At 53.8% G+C, this 16,257-nt stretch carries 15 protein-coding genes; 9 read left to right on the top strand and 6 right to left on the bottom strand.

Translation table 11 applies throughout. From position 1 onward, the window contains the following. The first annotated feature begins 543 nt into the window (after window positions 1–543). The 8 genes from rfbC to LA304_RS11395 all read left to right on the top strand — a co-directional run bounded on the left by rfbC (window position 544) and on the right by LA304_RS11395 (window position 7,722). Window positions 544–1,107 (top strand): dTDP-4-dehydrorhamnose 3,5-epimerase, encoded by a 564-nt coding sequence (rfbC, locus tag LA304_RS11425; protein ID WP_224503289.1) that lies wholly within the window; start codon window positions 544–546, stop codon window positions 1,105–1,107. Further along, a complete protein-coding gene (gene rfbB / locus LA304_RS11420) occupies window positions 1,104–2,153 on the top strand; it encodes a dTDP-glucose 4,6-dehydratase (protein WP_224503288.1) in 1,050 nt (349 codons plus the stop codon). The genes rfbC and rfbB overlap by 4 nt, the downstream gene beginning before the upstream one ends. Beyond that, a complete protein-coding gene (gene rfbD / locus LA304_RS11415) occupies window positions 2,150–3,001 on the top strand; it encodes a dTDP-4-dehydrorhamnose reductase (RefSeq protein ID WP_224503287.1) in 852 nt (283 codons plus the stop codon). Before rfbB ends, rfbD begins: the two co-directional genes overlap by 4 nt. After that, a complete protein-coding gene (rfbA, locus tag LA304_RS11410) occupies window positions 2,998–3,885 on the top strand; it encodes a glucose-1-phosphate thymidylyltransferase RfbA (RefSeq protein WP_224503286.1) in 888 nt (295 codons plus the stop codon). The genes rfbD and rfbA overlap by 4 nt, the downstream gene beginning before the upstream one ends. Further along, window positions 3,869–5,362: an oligosaccharide flippase family protein gene (locus LA304_RS11405; protein WP_224503285.1), complete on the top strand. Its 1,494-nt coding sequence runs from the start codon at window positions 3,869–3,871 to the stop codon at window positions 5,360–5,362. The genes rfbA and LA304_RS11405 overlap by 17 nt, the downstream gene beginning before the upstream one ends. Continuing rightward, entirely contained in the window at window positions 5,359–5,487 is a 129-nt protein-coding gene (locus tag LA304_RS17855) for a hypothetical protein (protein WP_263491385.1), read from the top strand. Before LA304_RS11405 ends, LA304_RS17855 begins: the two co-directional genes overlap by 4 nt. Window positions 5,488–5,572: 85 nt before the next feature. Further along, a complete protein-coding gene (locus LA304_RS11400) occupies window positions 5,573–6,874 on the top strand; it encodes a hypothetical protein (RefSeq protein ID WP_224503284.1) in 1,302 nt (433 codons plus the stop codon). 20 nt (window positions 6,875–6,894) lie between these two features. Then, a complete protein-coding gene (locus tag LA304_RS11395) occupies window positions 6,895–7,722 on the top strand; it encodes a glycosyltransferase (RefSeq protein WP_224503283.1) in 828 nt (275 codons plus the stop codon). A gap of 4 nt (window positions 7,723–7,726) precedes the next feature. On the opposite strand, the gene LA304_RS11390 is transcribed toward LA304_RS11395, so the two are convergent. From LA304_RS11390 to LA304_RS11365, 6 genes are all read right to left on the bottom strand, one after another. Next, window positions 7,727–8,602 carry a sulfotransferase domain-containing protein gene (locus tag LA304_RS11390; protein WP_224503282.1) on the bottom strand — a complete coding sequence of 292 codons (876 nt, stop codon included), beginning with the start codon at window positions 8,600–8,602 and terminating at the stop codon, window positions 7,727–7,729. Window position 8,603: 1 nt separating this feature from the next. Further along, entirely contained in the window at window positions 8,604–9,725 is a 1,122-nt protein-coding gene (locus LA304_RS11385; RefSeq protein WP_224503281.1) for a glycosyltransferase family 4 protein, read from the bottom strand. Window positions 9,726–9,800: 75 nt separating this feature from the next. Beyond that, window positions 9,801–10,568, bottom strand: a complete 768-nt coding sequence (locus tag LA304_RS11380) for a hypothetical protein (protein WP_224503280.1) — start codon at window positions 10,566–10,568, stop codon at window positions 9,801–9,803. Between the two features lie 272 nt (window positions 10,569–10,840). Further along, the gene (locus LA304_RS11375) at window positions 10,841–11,107 is read right to left on the bottom strand and encodes a spike base protein, RCAP_Rcc01079 family (RefSeq protein ID WP_224503279.1); all 267 of its coding nucleotides are present in this window, start codon (window positions 11,105–11,107) and stop codon (window positions 10,841–10,843) included. Between the two features lie 178 nt (window positions 11,108–11,285). After that, window positions 11,286–12,389: a DUF1972 domain-containing protein gene (locus tag LA304_RS11370; protein WP_224503278.1), complete on the bottom strand. Its 1,104-nt coding sequence runs from the start codon at window positions 12,387–12,389 to the stop codon at window positions 11,286–11,288. A 79-nt stretch (window positions 12,390–12,468) separates the two neighbouring features. Beyond that, complete coding sequence (locus LA304_RS11365) at window positions 12,469–13,635, bottom strand: nucleotide sugar dehydrogenase (protein WP_224503277.1); 1,167 nt, start codon at window positions 13,633–13,635, stop codon at window positions 12,469–12,471. Between the two features lie 514 nt (window positions 13,636–14,149). On the opposite strand from LA304_RS11365, the gene LA304_RS11360 reads away from it, so the two are divergent. Beyond that, window positions 14,150–16,219 (top strand): YjbH domain-containing protein, encoded by a 2,070-nt coding sequence (locus tag LA304_RS11360; protein ID WP_224503276.1) that lies wholly within the window; start codon window positions 14,150–14,152, stop codon window positions 16,217–16,219. The last annotated feature ends 38 nt before the right edge of the window (window positions 16,220–16,257 follow it).

The following is a 16,257-nucleotide window of genomic DNA, read 5'->3' as shown; positions in this document are numbered from 1 at the left end:
TTTTGTTTTACTGACCGGTCAAGCAAGATATACACGCCTCAAGATTAGGGGGTACGTGTGTTTCTAAGAAGAGTGATCAGCTGGCGTGCAGTTTTTAATGCCTTGGCGTCCGCTCCGCACGCTGCACGAGAGGTGGGGATATGGTGTTCTCCCCCCGCACTCTCTTCGCGTCTTGACACTGAAAAAACTGACGGATTGTGGCCACATGATGGCTTTCTGCAACGCGGCGAAACTTTTCGAGCAAAGAATCAGTTTTTTGGTTTCAGCCCTGCAAAAATCATACGAGACTTTTTCAATGGGGCGCCTTTCTCTCGCGGAACTGGTCACGCTTATCTGGGGGCGACCCAAGATGGAGTTGCCCCTACAACATGAAAGACAAAACGGCTAGCAAGGCGCGCTTGGGCGGGTCGATGCCTATACTGGAAGATTGATGAGACCAGAGGAATAACGAACGGCCCGGACGGGCCATACTAGATGCTGAATGCGGGTTCAGCAGAGTTTGAGTTTGAGTTTGAGACATGTAACAGATCTGGTGAAGACACTATGCTGATCGAACGCACGACCATTGAAGACGTCGTTATTATAACACCGCCCCGCTTCGGGGATCATCGCGGCTTTTTCTCCGAGAGCTGGAACAAGAAGAAACTCGAAGACGCGGGGCTTTTCCTGCCCGAGTTTGTTCAGGACAACCATTCTCTGTCGAGTGAAGTCGGCACGGTTCGCGGCCTTCACTTCCAAAGCCCGCCGCACGCACAGGGCAAGCTTGTCCGCTGTGGCAAGGGCCGGATTTTTGACGTTGCTGTGGACGTGCGAGAAGGCTCGGACACCTATGGGAAATGGGTTGGCGAAGAGCTCTCTTTCAACAATGGCAAACAGCTCTGGATTCCCGCGGGCTTCCTGCACGGGTTTATGACGTTGGAGCCGGACAGCGAAATTATCTACAAATGCACTGATCACTATGCGCCAGAATGCGACGGCGCTGTGAAATGGGACAGCTGCGGCATTGACTGGCCGCTTGAGGGGATCACCCCGGCGATCTCTGAGAAAGACGAAAAGGCACAGACCCTCGCAGAGTTTGTGACGCCTTTCACAAAGGACAAGCTATGAAACTATTGGTCACAGGTGGCGCCGGATTTATCGGCTCGGCAGTCGTGCGTCTCGCAGTAGGTCGCGGTCATGAAGTAGTGAACGTCGACGCGCTCACCTATGCAGCCTGCCTCGACAACGTCGCTGATGCCGCAGAAAGCCCGCTCTATGCGTTCGAACAGGTCGACATTCGTGATCGCGCGGGTCTCGATGCCGTGTTCGCCAAGCATAAACCGGACGCCGTGATGCACCTCGCGGCGGAGAGCCACGTTGACCGCTCCATCGACGGGCCGGGCGACTTTATCGAGACGAACATCACCGGCACGTTCAACATGCTGGAAGCGGCGCGCAAATATTGGGTCGAGAGCGGCAAGCCGGAGAGCTTCCGCTTCCACCACATTTCGACCGATGAGGTGTTCGGTTCCCTGCCCGCCGATCGGTCGGTGCAGTTCACCGAAGAGACACCTTACGATCCGCGTTCGCCCTACTCCGCGTCGAAAGCAAGCTCCGATCACCTCGTCCGCGCATGGCATGAGACCTATGGCCTGCCGGTCGTATTGACGAACTGCTCCAACAACTACGGCCCGTTCCACTTCCCCGAAAAGCTGATCCCCGTGATCATTCTCAACGCCCTCGCAGGAAAGCCGCTTCCGATCTACGGCGACGGATCGAACATTCGCGATTGGCTCTATGTTGAGGATCACGCAGATGCGCTCTTGCTCGTCGTAGAAAAGGGCGAACTTGGCCGCAGCTACAACATCGGCGGCGAGAACGAGCGGACGAACCTCGAACTCGTCAAAACGCTCTGCGGCATTCTCGATGAGAAACAGCCGAAAGAGAGCGGCAGCTATGCCGATCAGATCACCTTTGTGCCCGACCGTCCTGGGCACGATGCGCGTTATGCGATTGACCCGACCCGCATCCGCGAAGAACTCGGCTGGCGTCCGTCTGTGACTGTCGAAGAGGGCCTGAGCAAAACGGTTCAGTGGTATCTCGACAATGAGGACTGGTGGCGCGCCCTTCAGGAACGTCACGGCGTTGGCGAGCGTCTGGGGGTCAAGGCATGATCCTCGTCTTCGGCAAAACCGGACAGGTTGCGACCGAGTTGCAGCTACTCCTGCCCAAAGCCCGCTTTCTCGGGCGCGATGAAGCCGATCTCACGGACCCGCGCGCCTGTGCGGCTCAGATCCGCGATTTGAAACCTGCGGCGGTGATCAATGCGGCGGCCTACACGGCGGTTGATAAAGCCGAGGACGACACTCTGGTTGCGACGCTCGTGAATGCGGCGGCTCCCACCGAGATGGCGGAGACCTGTGCCGAGATGGGCATTCCTTTCGTTCATATCTCAACGGATTACGTGTTCGACGGCGCGGGAGAGACCGCATTCAAAACGACCGATCCGACCGGTCCGCTCGGCGCCTATGGCGAAACCAAGCTCGAAGGTGAAAACGGCATTCGTGAAGCGGGCTGCGTGTTTGCGATCCTGCGCACGTCTTGGGTGTTCTCGGCGCATGGCGGCAACTTTGTGAAGACCATGCTCCGCCTCGCGGAATCGCGCGACAAGCTGACGGTGGTGGCGGACCAGATCGGTGGCCCCACCCCGGCCCGCAACATCGCGAAAGCCTGTGTGTCCATCGCCGAGCAATTGCTCGCGGATGCGGGCAAATCCGGCACCTATCATTTCTCGGGCGCACCGGATGTGAGCTGGGCCGATTTCGCCCGCGAGATTTTTGCGCAGGCGGGCAAAGAGATGACGGTCGAGGACATCCCGACGTCCGCCTACCCCACGCCAGCAAAACGCCCGGGCAACAGCCGGATGGATTGCAGCACGACAAAAGACACATTCGGGATCGACCGCCCCGACTGGCGCGCAGGGCTTGCGCAAGTATTGAGTGAAGTGGAGACGACATCATGACAGACCGTAAAGGGATCATCCTCGCCGGAGGCTCGGGCACGCGCCTTTACCCGCTGACCATGGCCGTCTCCAAACAGCTCATGCCGATCTATGACAAGCCGATGATCTATTATCCGCTGTCCGTTCTGATGCTCTCCGGCATCCGCGAGATCGCGATGATCACAACGCCACAGGATCAGGATCAGTTCAAACGCCTGCTCGGTGACGGCTCGCAATGGGGTCTGTCCCTCACCTACATCACCCAGCCATCGCCTGATGGTCTCGCGCAGGCCTATATCCTTGCCGAAGACTTCCTCGACGGCGCGCCGTCCGCGATGGTCTTGGGCGACAACATTTTCTTCGGTCACGGCCTGCCCGAGATGCTCAATGCGGCGGATTCGAAAGACGTAGGCGGCACAGTCTTCGGCTATCACGTCGCCGATCCGGAGCGCTACGGCGTGGTCAAATTCGATGCCGAAGGCACAGTCGAAGAAATTATTGAGAAACCGGACGTCCCGCCATCGAACTACGCCGTGACAGGCCTCTACTTCCTCGACGGCGATGCCCCGCGTCGTGCCAAAGAAGTAAAGCCCTCCCCGCGTGGCGAGCTCGAAATCGTCACCCTCCTCGAAAGCTATCTGAAAGACGGCACGTTGTCCGTCGAACGCATGGGCCGCGGCTATGCCTGGCTCGACACCGGTACGCACGGATCACTCCTCGACGCAGGGAACTTCGTGCGCACGCTTTCAATGCGCCAAGGCATGCAATCCGGCTGCCCCGAAGAGATCGCCTATCAGCGAGGCTGGATCGACGATGAGAAAATGCGGGAACATGCTGAAACCTTCAAAAAAACCGAATATGGTCGGTATTTGATGAGACTCTTGGAAAGTGAAACCGCAAGATGATCGCGATCTTTCGCGATCTTCACTTACGACTGTCAGGCTTATGAACAAAACCTACGCAGCAGTTATAACATATATCTTAACTGCATTTATACCGTTTGGCCTCGCCATATTTTGCATCCCGTATCTCATTGAGACCCTGGGACTGCAAGCGTTTGGATACCTGAGCCTCGTTTGGGTGTTGATCGGATATTTTAGTATTTTCGATCTCGGGCTCGGACGTGTAATGACGCGTGAGGTCTCCATTTGCTTAGCTGCCAAAGAGTTTGACAAGATTTGGAGTACAGTTCGTTCAATCACTGCACTCTTGATTATTTTTGCAGCGATCGGGTGCTGTCTAATCCTTGTGCTATCGCAGACAAACATCCATCAATGGCTCAATGTGCCCGAGGAAATGGGCGATGACTTCAATCATGCTCTTCTCTGGTTGGGGATAACGATTCCTTCCGTAATCTTCTTTGGAGCAGCGCGCGGCCTTTTAGAGGCGTTTAGCAAATTTACAGCAGCAGCACTCTTAAGGGCAGCTGTAGGATCCTGGGTTTTTGCTGGCCCTGCCCTGGCAGCAAAGTTTGTCTCTGCGGACCTTCCGACAGCTGTCATGGCAATAAGTATATTCAGGTATATGATCCTCGCAATTCCACTGTTGATAATCTTTAACACATTCAAAAGTAATAACTTTTTTGCCTTCAAAGGGTGGATATCACCGCTCAAGTCAATGCAGATGGCAGGATGGATGACAGTATCGAATTTCGTGTCCCCAATAATGGTCTACTTCGACCGTTTTATCGTTTCGGCAATTTCCGGTCCAGCAAGTGTCGCGTTCTATACGACCCCCTATGACGTGATCTCCAGGCTGTCGATCATTCCCGAAGCGATTTTCGCAGTCATATTCCCGAAAGCATCTCGCGAGCAAAGCAGCAATTTTGAAGGCTTCAGACGGCTTCACAGAACCTCTGAGGCAATCCTCGGGGGATTCATGATCTTGGTAGCGATTTGCATCGTGTCCCTAGGTAAATCAGTGCTCAGCCTCTGGCTCGGAGAGTACTTTGCAGAAAATAGCTGGAAGTTCCTGAGCATTTTGTCGGCCGGCCTAATCTGTAACTTTGTTGCTCGAGCAGCCTTCAACACCCTTCAAGCGAAAGGGCACGCAAAACTCACGGCTTATGCTAACTTAATTGAACTGCCGATTTATGCGATCCTCCTGTATGCGCTCATCAATTGGCTTGGGCTGATTGGCGTGGCGCTTGCATGGACCACGCGAGTGTGCCTGAACATGATTATTCTGAGACATTTTGTGTCGCGCTATATTTCCCGCGATTTCCGAGAGTTCGCCGTCGATGTTCTTGCGCTGGCAGCAACATTTCTGGTTCTGATATCAGTTTTTTACACAGGGTTGATTGCGAAGACTTTTGTCATTCTTGGCTTGGTGTTCATACTTTTGGCAGGTCTGAAGCTAACTTATCATGAAATCGAAAGATGAAATTTGTTTTCAAGGAGCGAAAGTCTGGCGGCATCGATCTCGCGCAACTCGACTATGTTCGAACTTTCGTGGAAGACTATTATGCAGACGATCTCAAGAATTTGAGTTCTTTCGAGCAAAACTAAAAACAGTCATCGCCTATCATGTCACATGCGACAGATTTTACCTCACTCACTCCAAGACCAGCCACGAGTATGAAAAGGCTTTAATGTGGAATTTCTAGCTTTTCTGGTCGTTGTGGGAGTTTATGTATATGCCGCTGCAGCGGCGTACTGGGCGTTTCCAGCGTTCATAATGCTCTACGCGCTCTTTATCGTTTTCACTGATTTCGTGCTGATTCAGTTTTTTAATGATGTTAATAGTCCCTACGCCGTTCTCCTAAAGGCGTGGCAAGAAATATTCTTGGTGATCGGCTTTACGCGACTGCTCTTTTTACGACATCGAATTGACACGCAGCTACGCAAAGACTTTATCCGTATTTCTGTCATTGCAGTCTTCGGCATTGCCGTAGCGTTTGTCAGCGGCGACGGACTCGCCCAAATTTACGGGACCACCCGCCGGTATATTTTTCCCTTTTTGCTGCCCTGTATCTTTCTGATGCCGCGAGTGTCCGGGGCTCACAACTACATGATTGTGTTCGCAGCAATCCTCAGCGCCTCAATGTTTTCGGTGGGCTATTCAATCTGGACTGCGTGGCACGTCGGAACCGAGTACAAAGAACTCTGGTACTACGATTTCGTCGCCGCACGAAAACTCGAACTCGATACAGCTGAACGGCTTATCCAATATCAATTCCTGAGAGACGGCGCCTTACGTGCCACCGGCGTTCTTATATCCTCGGTCGAGTATAGTTTTCTGAGTGCGCTCATGGCTATTGCGGCATTCGTCGGACTTGTGCGCAGCAACAATAGCGTCCGAGCACTTCTGTTGTTCATCGTCCTTGTCGCGAACATCTATGCGGTTTTCCTGTCACAGACACGTTCCGGCATCATCTCGTTTCTCTTTGCGGCCGCGCTCTTTTTCTTTGCACGCACCTTCCGCCTCAAAAAGATTACTCGGCTTGCGTGGATACCGGGGCTGACAGCCATCGTTTTCTTGTTAGTCGTCGCACTCACACCGAGCCTGTGGGACGCCTCAACCCGTGGGCGTATCATTCAATATGTGTCCGTCTTGGGGGAGTTTCGCCCCCAAGGTTACGGGACAGGTGCGGTTTCCAACAATTCGCCAACATATCGCGACACATTGTATGTCTCTGTTTTTAATACATATGGCATCTTATCAATCATATATTTTGGCCTCATTTTTCGCCCATTGGTCACGATTTCACAAAACCTGCGCGTTCCGATGATGCGCACAGAGACACGCATATGGAGTGAGATTACGGTCTATCTGATTCTCGCGTCCATTTTTGTGTTCGCGTTTCACTACTCGGTCGGTGGGAAACCTTATTATCTGACCTTCCTATTTGCCTATCTCGCGAGAGCAAAACTGAACTATGAGAAGTCGTCATGAAATCTGAAGAGGCCTAAATTATGAGTATGTTCGTCCTGGTTGTCCTCTACAAAACCAATATGCGCGACAGTGGAACGCTCAAGACGTTGGCCCGCCAAGCCTGTGATGGTTCGGATATTTCACTGCTGATTTGGGACAATAGTCCCATTTCGATGTGGGACGATGTCTCTGTTGCAGAGCTCAAGTCACGGTTTGCGCAGGTTGACTATCGGCACACACCGGAGAACACACCGCTCTCCAAACTCTACAACACGGCCATTCGTGAAAGCTCTGAAAACTTGATTGTCTTGCTCGATCAAGACTCCGATTTGTCAGACACCTACCTGAAGACAGCACAAGAGACCGCTTCGGCGGAGCCGTCGATTTATCTGTTCGCGCCGAAAGTCTATGCCAATGGTGAGGTCATGTCGCCGGGGTGCTTTAACAGTTACAAAGGCTCGCAACCTGCCACGCTCACCTCCGGGCGTCAGCCGACGGCAGGACGAACAGTCGTCACAAGCGGCCTTGTCATCCGGCGCAGCCTGTTTGACACCCACACTATTCGTTTCAATGAGAACCTCTGGCTCTATGCGATTGATACGGATTTCTTTTTGAAGTTCCGGGACCTCGAACCCGCGTTTGTCATTCTCGAAGAAAGCATCGCCCATGAGTCCGCATTGCGGGAGGATTTGCCGCTTGATCAACGCCTCTTCCGCTTTAGAAACAGGCGCTGGTCATATTTGAGGATGCATTCTGATCGCAACCAGATGAATGTAATGCCCAAAATCTACATGCTGTATTTGTCGCTGCTTCACTCATGGAAGTTTCGTTCTATTAAGTTCCTTAAGGGTTGGCGCTCCAGCGACTGAACTTTCAGGCTGTGCAGTCTTGCGCAGCCATTTCCCTGAACAGCAGCGTTCGGCCTTCGAGCATCTTCCTCAGATCGGCTTCTCTCTCAGGTGATAGCGACACATCAAAGCTTTGTGCCTTTTTGGAAATTAGAAGAACCTGCAAAAATTGCCGAAGCTTATTTGGCATAAGCGGTTTCAGTTTTCTCTGCATGAAGTCTGAGTACATTATCGTTCGCATCAGGCCGCGGGGTTGACGTTTGGACGCAGAGGCATTCCGAACACCGCCTGTCTCATGAAGAATGGCCTTATCAAACGGAGGAATTCCGAGAAATTCTGCAGCCCGGTTAAGCACATCGTGCGTATTCTCAATGTATTCTTCAGTGCGCAAAACAAGCATCTGCTCACGGGGAAAAACTTTGAGCCATTCCTCAAGTTGCATGTCGTAATTGGACACATCAAAAAGAATTGGCCAATTGTCTAGAACCTCGGACAAGGGACGATCGATCTTCCCATTCTGGACTTCATGTTTGTAATGGCTTTTCAAGCGATCCAACGGGTCTCTTCCGAGGAAAATCAGCTTGACCCCCTCACCTAGCACAACTCTGGCCCGTTCTGGGCAATTCTCAAAGTGGGGAAATTTCGTATAGATCGTCGAAGCTTCGCCGATCAGCTGATTGGGAGATGCTTTTGCGAAAAGATCCAGATACTTCTTTTTGCCCGCAGGAAGAAGCACGGCATCATATGCAAGATCATCGGGTTCTTTGGTAGCGGGCCGAAAAATATCAGGATGTTTTGCAAGGTCGTCAAAGAATGACGAGGTCCCAGATTTCATAGACCCAATCACCAGAAACGCAGTATGCATTTCGTTAGTATCGGAAGCATTTTCATTCTGACCCATGCTATTTCTTCTCCACCAAGTTGATACTTTTTATCAAACTTTCATCGCATTGTTTTTGCGTAAACACATCCGTGAACCGTTTCTGACCAGCCGCGCCTTGCGCACGCACCAGAGCGGGGGTGTGTAATGCGATTCGAAGGGCTTCTGCGAGGCGTTCAGGGTCATTTGGCGGCACTAATGTGCCGGTTTCGCCATCAACAACGATTTCACTCAGCCCACCGTGATCGGACGCGACAACAGAGGCCCCATAGGCCATGCCCTCGATTGCCACGCGCCCGAAGGGTTCGGGGAGCGTCGAGGGGACAATGACAACATCTGCATTGATGTATTCACTCGCCGGATCATCCACAAAATCCTGCATGACAATCGTGTCGGAAAGATGTGCGGTCTCGATCGCTTTCTCGAGATTGGTGCGAAAGTGGGTTTGGTCTTTGTAAACGCCGCCGACGATCCGGACATTAAGCTGTTTGCGCTCTTCTTCAGAGAGCAGCGCACAGGCCTGCACGAGCACTTCCTGCCCCTTCCACGCGTTCAGACGACCGATGCACAAAACGCGTAAGGGGCGCTCGCCATCATACGGTGCCTTTTCGAACGGCTCTGGAGGTTCAAACCCATTATAGACGACCGCTTGATCTTGCCCCTTCGGCAGGTCGAACGCTTTTGCCGTCGCATGTGAGTTAAAAATGACCTGCGACTTCGCAAGGATCAGAAGCTTGCGAATGACTGTCATCGCCATTCCCACCGGAATTTCTCGCACGTGCACGATCACTCGGCGCCGTGTCAGGATTGAGGCGAAAAGAAAATCGACGATGACAGCCGTGTTGACATAGACAAGGTCATATTTTTTCAGGTCGCTCATCGCCCTGAAAAGTGCGGCCAGATTGCGCGGCAGACCGAGCGTCATGGATTTCACAAATCCGGCTTTGCGCAAGACCCAAAGATATCGGGAGTGCGCCGGTGACAGCTTTGCGTCCTTGATGAGATCGTCGATCCCACCGCTGCCCGGAAGCAGGATTTGAGTGTCGATCCCCGACGCCGCCTCAAGCGCTGAAACGGCGGCTATAAAGCTCTTGTCAGATCCGTATTTTTCCGTGCCCTGATGAACGCAAAGTACTGTCAACATTCCCAAACCGTTTCTTGTTTTATCTGCTTAAAGCAGCCTATCACACCGGCCCTTAGATCAAAGGCGAAAGGTGCTTTACTGAGTGCCTGGCGGGTAAAAACAAACAGATCTAACAATGTCATCCGAGACTCCCTTGGGCCAATAGGCATCCGTGACCTGTTCGTTTGACCGTACACTTTCGCCGAGCGCCTCTGAGCGAACGACAACATCGTAGGTTGCAGGGGCGATCCCCGTGATCACGATGTTTTCGGCAGATTGCTGAGCAGAAATTGCGCTCGTGGGAAGGCCCGCGAAGGCACGTTTTCCATCGGTCGCATTCGGCATCAAGAGATCGAGTGTCAGGTCAATTTCGCCCGACGCAGCGAGTCGCAATGCAGGACGGATACACTCGGTCTGAGCGCCGGAGAGAGATCCCTGACACTCAAACAATACCGGATTCGCGCTCAACACCGTTGAGAAGTCCAGGCCGGAAAAAGGAGAACCGCTCACATAACCCGCTCCACTGGTCCAGCCGGATGCATGCAGAGAGATGTCGGAGACATTGGTCATTGAACCGGAGGCAAGTCCGGCCCATAGCGACAGAGACCACGTCTCGGCAACCGACGCTGGAATGGACGTTGCGGACGACAAAAACACATACATCGTCCCTTGCAAAGTGCCGCTCACACGCAATCGAAGGTTCGGCAGGCCGTTGACAAGGGACACATTTTCGACGGTCAGAGCAGACTGAGCAATGCCTGAAACCGCCCAGTTTACGGGCAAAGCACCGCCGCTCACGAGGCTTCCGGGCACGGCACCATCCATGTTCGAGTAAGGCAACTCATTTCGACGCTCGGTTTCCAAAAGCAGCCCGCGCCGCGTCCCGTCTCCAAAACTCGCGGTGCGGCGCGCCTGATCAGCACCGACTTGCGTCGCATTGCCTTCGGCATCAAAATGCCACGCGTCGGAAGGTCGTGAGAAACTGTGAAACTCTTCGAAAAAACGTCGATTTGCACCGCCAAAACGATCATTCTCATAGTCTGCGACAGCCCTCGGAAGTGTTCCATTCCGCTCGTATGGAGCGGCCCATCGTGATCGACGAGACCGCGATGTCATTGAGAGATCACAACACAGTTTCATGCGAGCGAAAACCCGTGAATTGCGGACGCCGTCGTCCCGGTCGCATGCACCCGCAGAACCCCGACCGGAAGGATGCACATGTCGTCAACCGAGAGAGTTCGGATCGCTCCCGAGACCGTTGTGATGCGAAGCGCACCGCCGGTTTCGACGTAGAGTGCAACGGCAACATTCGGCAGATCCAGTGCATCGTCGGGCGTGATCGGGAAGACGTCCTTTGCAGGCCCGGACAAAGGCGCAGCACGCCCGATAAATGGGTTTATCATTTCTATCTCCTCTAGCAAGCAATTCGGCCACACCGCCGACGCTTGAGGAAATATCACTCCAAAAGGCAAAACATGGCCTAACCGACCGTTCGCCCCCGTCTCACAGACGCAACACACTCACCACAAGACACGGCACGACGTCCATTTTCTACGATGGAGGATGCGATTATGACCCGGCTCAGGCCTTTTTCACCTGCTCCAGAAGAGCCTTCTCATACGTGCCCAGAATATGATCCCAAGTAAAGTTCTCGCGGTGACGGCACCGTGCTGCCGCTTGCGCTGTCGCCACGGCGTCAGAATCGTTGCACATACGGATAATTTGCTGTGCGGCGTCTTCCGCATTCGAGAAATAGAACTGCTCCGCACCGGCCGTCCAACGATTGAACTTGTTGTCATGGGCCAAAACGGCGTTTCCGGCACCGAGCGCCTCAACGAGAGAGGGGTTGGTTCCCCCGACCTGATGACCATGAATATACCCGCGCGCATGGAAACGAAGCGCCTGCACAATTTCCGGTTCGTAGATTGCGCCCGGGAACACGACATTCGGACCTGCAGTAGCTTTGACGGCATTTTGATAAGCGTTTTCAGGATCGAACTTGCCGAGCACCATCATCTTGAAACCGTCAGGCAAAGAGGCTGCGCCCTGCACCAATTCCAAAATCGAGTTTTCCGGCTCAATACGTGCGATCGAAACAAAGTAACGGTCAGATTCGAGGCCGTAGGTCTCTAGACACTTGGACGGGGCGCTCGAAATTTCGTCGCTTCCGTAAGGGATCATGACCGGGGTCTTGAAACACCGCGCCCGCACGTGGTTGGCAATTTCCGGGTGATCCGCAATGGGCACATGAGCGAGATTGGCCCCGATAAGTTCATTCAGATAGAACCAAACTTTCGGCACGATCCCCCACTTGGTGCGCTTCCACTCGATACCATCCATATTCATCAGGATGCGACGCCCTTTAAAGCGCTCCAAAAGACAAAAGACAGCTGTATTGTATCCGAGAACGAGGTCGATCCCCGGCTCTTTCAAAACATGCTTAACACATTTGAGATCGAACTCCATTGTGCCAACCGGACCGCTGCGTTTGACTTGAAAATGCGTTCTTGTCACGCCTTCCCAGACATCTTGTTCACCTTCTGAAAAGAGCGCATCATCATCTTGGCAATAGACATTCACCGACCAGCCCTTCTTGACGAGATACCGGGACAAGTGATCTGCGAATGTTTCGAAGCCGCCGTGAGCGGCTGGAACGCCACGTGTTCCAATGATGTTCAGATGCAAGGTGTTTCCCTCGGTAAGAGTGTCTCAAATTTTTCTGTGTCGCCCTCGAAAAGGCTCATCATAGGACAAAACCCGAATTTTAGTCAGAGCCAAAGAGGTCGCGGGTGAAAACCTTCTCGGCGACATCGGCGACGTCAGCGGTCATTCGGTTGGCAATGATCACATCCGCCTCAGCCTTAAACGTATTCAGATCCTTAACGACCCGGGACCCAAAGAAATCGGCATCCTCTATCACGGGTTCATAGACAATCACTTCGATGCCTTTCCCCTTGATCCGCTTCATGATCCCCTGAATCGAAGATTGACGGAAATTGTCTGATCCCGCTTTCATAACGAGACGATAAACGCCAACGACCTTTGGTTCTTTCGCGATGACCTGATCTGCTAAGAAATCTTTGCGCGTGCGATTGGCGTCCACAATCGCAGCGATCAGGTTTTGCGGCACGTCGGAATAGTTCGCGAGCAACTGCTTTGTGTCTTTCGGCAGACAATACCCGCCGTACCCAAAAGACGGGTTGTTATAATGATCGCCAATGCGGGGATCAAGCGACACGCCTTCTACAATCTGGCGTGTATCCATCCCGCGCGCCATTGCGTAACTGTCGAGCTCGTTGAAGAACGCCACCCGCATCGCGAGGTAGGTGTTCGCAAACAGTTTAATTCCCTCTGCTTCGTCCGCGTCTGTGAAAAGAACGTCGACATCCTTTTTCACTGCTCCTTCAAGCAACAGATTGGCAAAAATCTGCGCCCTCTCGGATCGTTCTCCGACGATGATCCTGCTGGGATACAGGTTATCATAGAGCGCTCGGCCCTCACGCAGGAATTCAGGGCTGAAGATCACCTGATCGGTCCCGATCTCCTCCCGCATACGACTGATAAAGCCCACGGGAATAGTCGATTTGACAATGATCGTAGCCTTGGTGTTGACCGCAATAACCTGTGCGATCACTGCCTCTACCGACGACGTGTCGAAATAGTTGTTCACTGTGTCGTAGTTGGTTGGTGTAGCGACGATCACGAAATCTGCGTCACGATATGCAGCCTCCGCATCCGTGGTCGCTGTCAGTTTCAAGTCCTTGTGAGACAGAAAATCTTCGAGCTCTGCGTCCACGATCGGTGACCGGAGATCATTAACCATTTCAACGCGAGTTTCCGAAACATCTACAGCGATCACCTCGTGATGCTGTGCGAGCAAAACCGCGTTCGACATCCCAACATAGCCAAGCCCGGCAACCGCAATCTTCATCTCTCAACCTTACGCTCTACGAGCACTCATACGTCACTGGTCTCGCTGAACAGATCAGACAGAGGTCAACTCTCCAACTTCACCATCATCAAAATGACCACCCCAACCGAAGCCCTCAAGCACCGAAAAAACGGTCATGAAACCTCGCCAATCTGCGGCGCGACATCAAAAATAACAGTTCTCTCCCCGAGGAATATCCATCACAAAACTTAGTGTAAACTGTTTTCTGGAGATTTATCCCGTGGCAACTTCAGCGCAACTCCTAGCGGTCATATTTGCTTAAATTTAGACCATTGAGTCTCCTCTCGACGCCAGTCGGTCGATGATCAGAAAGCGGGCCGTCGCGTGCATGAAAGACACACTTTCCGCATTTCAGATGACAGACGCTGTCGCTCGGTTTTTTCCGCGTCAATCACAGGTTATGGTCCCGGAAATTCCAAGGGGTATTTGAGTGGTTTTTCAACGATCTTTCCGGTCTTGCCTAGTCGCCGTCACCTTGCTTGCCAGCGCCCCTTTGACCGCACAGGAACAGGACAGACAGCTCCGCTTCCCCACGACGATCTACGGCACCCCAGGATATGTCGATGTGCCTTCGGCTGAAATGCTACCCGATGGCTATCTGCAGCTGACCACAAACTTCCGCGACGATGCGCAATTCTATGCGATGACGTTCCAGGTCTCACCACGGCTAATGGGATCTTTTCGGTATTCGATCCTCGATGATTTCAGTCGGCAGCAAAATGGGAACATCGCACAGTTTGACCGAAGCTTTGATCTCAAGTTCGGGATCACCGAGGAAACCGACTACTTCCCGAGCCTTGCGGTCGGGTTGCAGGATTTCGCGGGTACGGGTGTTTTTGCGGCGGAATATATCGTCGCGAGCAAGCATTTGATGGATGACCGCCTCCTCGTGACGGGCGGCTTGGGATGGGGTCGCCTCGGAACCTACAACGGCTTCTCGAACCCGCTCTCGCTTTTGAGCGATCACTTTTCAGATCGTGACATGTCGACCGTGGGTCAGGTCAGCGACGCTGGCAAGGTTCCGATCGGAGAATGGTTCACCGGGGATGCGGCGGTGTTTGCGGCAGCTTCCTACCAGATGACCGACCGCGTGCGCCTCACGTTGGAATATTCTTCCGACGCCTATGAAAACGAAGTCATTCGGACCGGTTTCGCGCACAACACCCCGTTCAATGCCGCGCTTTCGTACGGGTTCGACAACGGCGTGGAACTGACTGCCTATTCGCTGCACGGCTCGAAAGTCGGCTTCATGGCCAGCGTGCCGATCAACCCGAGACGCCCGAGCTATGTCGGCGGCCTCGAAGAGGCGCCGCCAGTGATCATGCCACGCCAAAGCGCCGCAGCACTCTCGTGGGACGAAGAGAGCGTGAGGACGACAGAAAGCCCTCTCTACGCAGCGCTCGAAGAACAGGGTATCAAACTCGAGGGGATTTCGGTCCAAGGCACAACTGCGACCGTCCGGATTTCCGACTCACGGTATCCTGCAAAGTCCCAGTCCCTCGGTCGCACGGCAAGGGTCCTTGCAAACCACCTTCCCGACACGGTCACGACCTTCCGGTTGGAGAGCACCGCCGCAGGAATGCCCACATCGCGCATGACGCTTCGCCGGTCAGATCTGGAAGCGCTCGAGTTCGACCTTGAGGGCACCTGGCTCAGCTTCGCGCGCGCTGATTTCGAAGATGCGCCGCGCACCGAAGCCGCAGACATCAAGGGCACCTACCCTCGTTTCGATTGGCGCGTGACGCCTTATCTCGACCCGAGCCTGTTCGATCCGGACGATCCTATCCGCGCAGATGTCGGCATTCAGGGCGTTGTCGGCTTTACACCCACGCGCGGCGTGATCCTGTCTGGCGCGGTCCGCCAACCTCTGATCGGAAACCTCGACAACAGCACGCGTCCTGCGACATCAGTCCTCCCGCACGTGCGAACGGATGCTGTGGCCTATGCGCAGCAATCGGATACGCAGATCAAACACCTGACGGCAGAATATTTCTTCCGCCCAGGCACGAACCTGTATGGTCGTGTCACTGCCGGCTACCTCGAAACCATGTATGGCGGCGTTTCGACGGAAGTCCTTTGGAAGCCAGTGAACGGCCCGCTCGCTCTCGGCGCGGAAGTGAACTACGCCAAGAAGCGTGACTTCGATCAGCTTTTCGGCTTTCAGGACTACGACGTCGTCACCGGCCATGCCTCCGCATATTACGATTTCGGAGGGGGATATCTCGGGCAGGTTGACGTTGGACGCTATCTCGCCGGTGATATCGGCGCGACATTCTCTCTCGACCGAGAATTCGACAATGGCTTCCGCGTTGGCGCGTTCTTCACTCTGACCGATGTGCCCTTCGATGACTTCGGCGAAGGCTCCTTCGACAAAGGCATCCGGTTTAGTGTCCCAATTGACTGGCTGAGCGGTGAACCAACACTCGGCGGGTTCGGCACAACCATTCGCCCTGTTCAGCGTGACGGCGGCGCTCGTCTTGAGGTCCGCAACAGGCTCTACGAGGTCGTACGCGGTACACAGACCAACGAGTTGGAAGACCGTTGGGGCCGGTTCTGGAGATAGGTAAATTGGACGGGGCGCGGTCCGAGGGCTCTACCCTC

The organism is Celeribacter litoreus, from assembly GCF_020165855.1.
In the GTDB taxonomy this organism is placed as follows: domain Bacteria; phylum Pseudomonadota; class Alphaproteobacteria; order Rhodobacterales; family Rhodobacteraceae; genus Celeribacter; species Celeribacter litoreus.
The sequence above is the reverse complement of the archived record's forward strand: the minus strand, read 5'-3'. Positions and strand labels throughout refer to the sequence as shown.

Excerpts from the sequence above, each read along its gene's own strand:
- rfbD (WP_224503287.1), top strand. The coding sequence starts at position 2,150 with ATGATCCTCGTCTTCGGCAAAACCGGACAGGTTGCGACCGAGTTGCAG.
- LA304_RS17855 (WP_263491385.1), top strand. The coding sequence starts at position 5,359 with ATGAAATTTGTTTTCAAGGAGCGAAAGTCTGGCGGCATCGATCTCGCG.
- LA304_RS11395 (WP_224503283.1), top strand. The coding sequence starts at position 6,895 with ATGAGTATGTTCGTCCTGGTTGTCCTCTACAAAACCAATATGCGCGAC.
- rfbC (WP_224503289.1), top strand. The coding sequence starts at position 544 with ATGCTGATCGAACGCACGACCATTGAAGACGTCGTTATTATAACACCG.
- LA304_RS11385 (WP_224503281.1), bottom strand. The coding sequence starts at position 9,725 with ATGTTGACAGTACTTTGCGTTCATCAGGGCACGGAAAAATACGGATCT.
- rfbA (WP_224503286.1), top strand. The coding sequence starts at position 2,998 with ATGACAGACCGTAAAGGGATCATCCTCGCCGGAGGCTCGGGCACGCGC.
- LA304_RS11375 (WP_224503279.1), bottom strand. The coding sequence starts at position 11,107 with ATGATAAACCCATTTATCGGGCGTGCTGCGCCTTTGTCCGGGCCTGCA.
- LA304_RS11365 (WP_224503277.1), bottom strand. The coding sequence starts at position 13,635 with ATGAAGATTGCGGTTGCCGGGCTTGGCTATGTTGGGATGTCGAACGCG.
- rfbB (WP_224503288.1), top strand. The coding sequence starts at position 1,104 with ATGAAACTATTGGTCACAGGTGGCGCCGGATTTATCGGCTCGGCAGTC.
- LA304_RS11390 (WP_224503282.1), bottom strand. The coding sequence starts at position 8,602 with ATGGGTCAGAATGAAAATGCTTCCGATACTAACGAAATGCATACTGCG.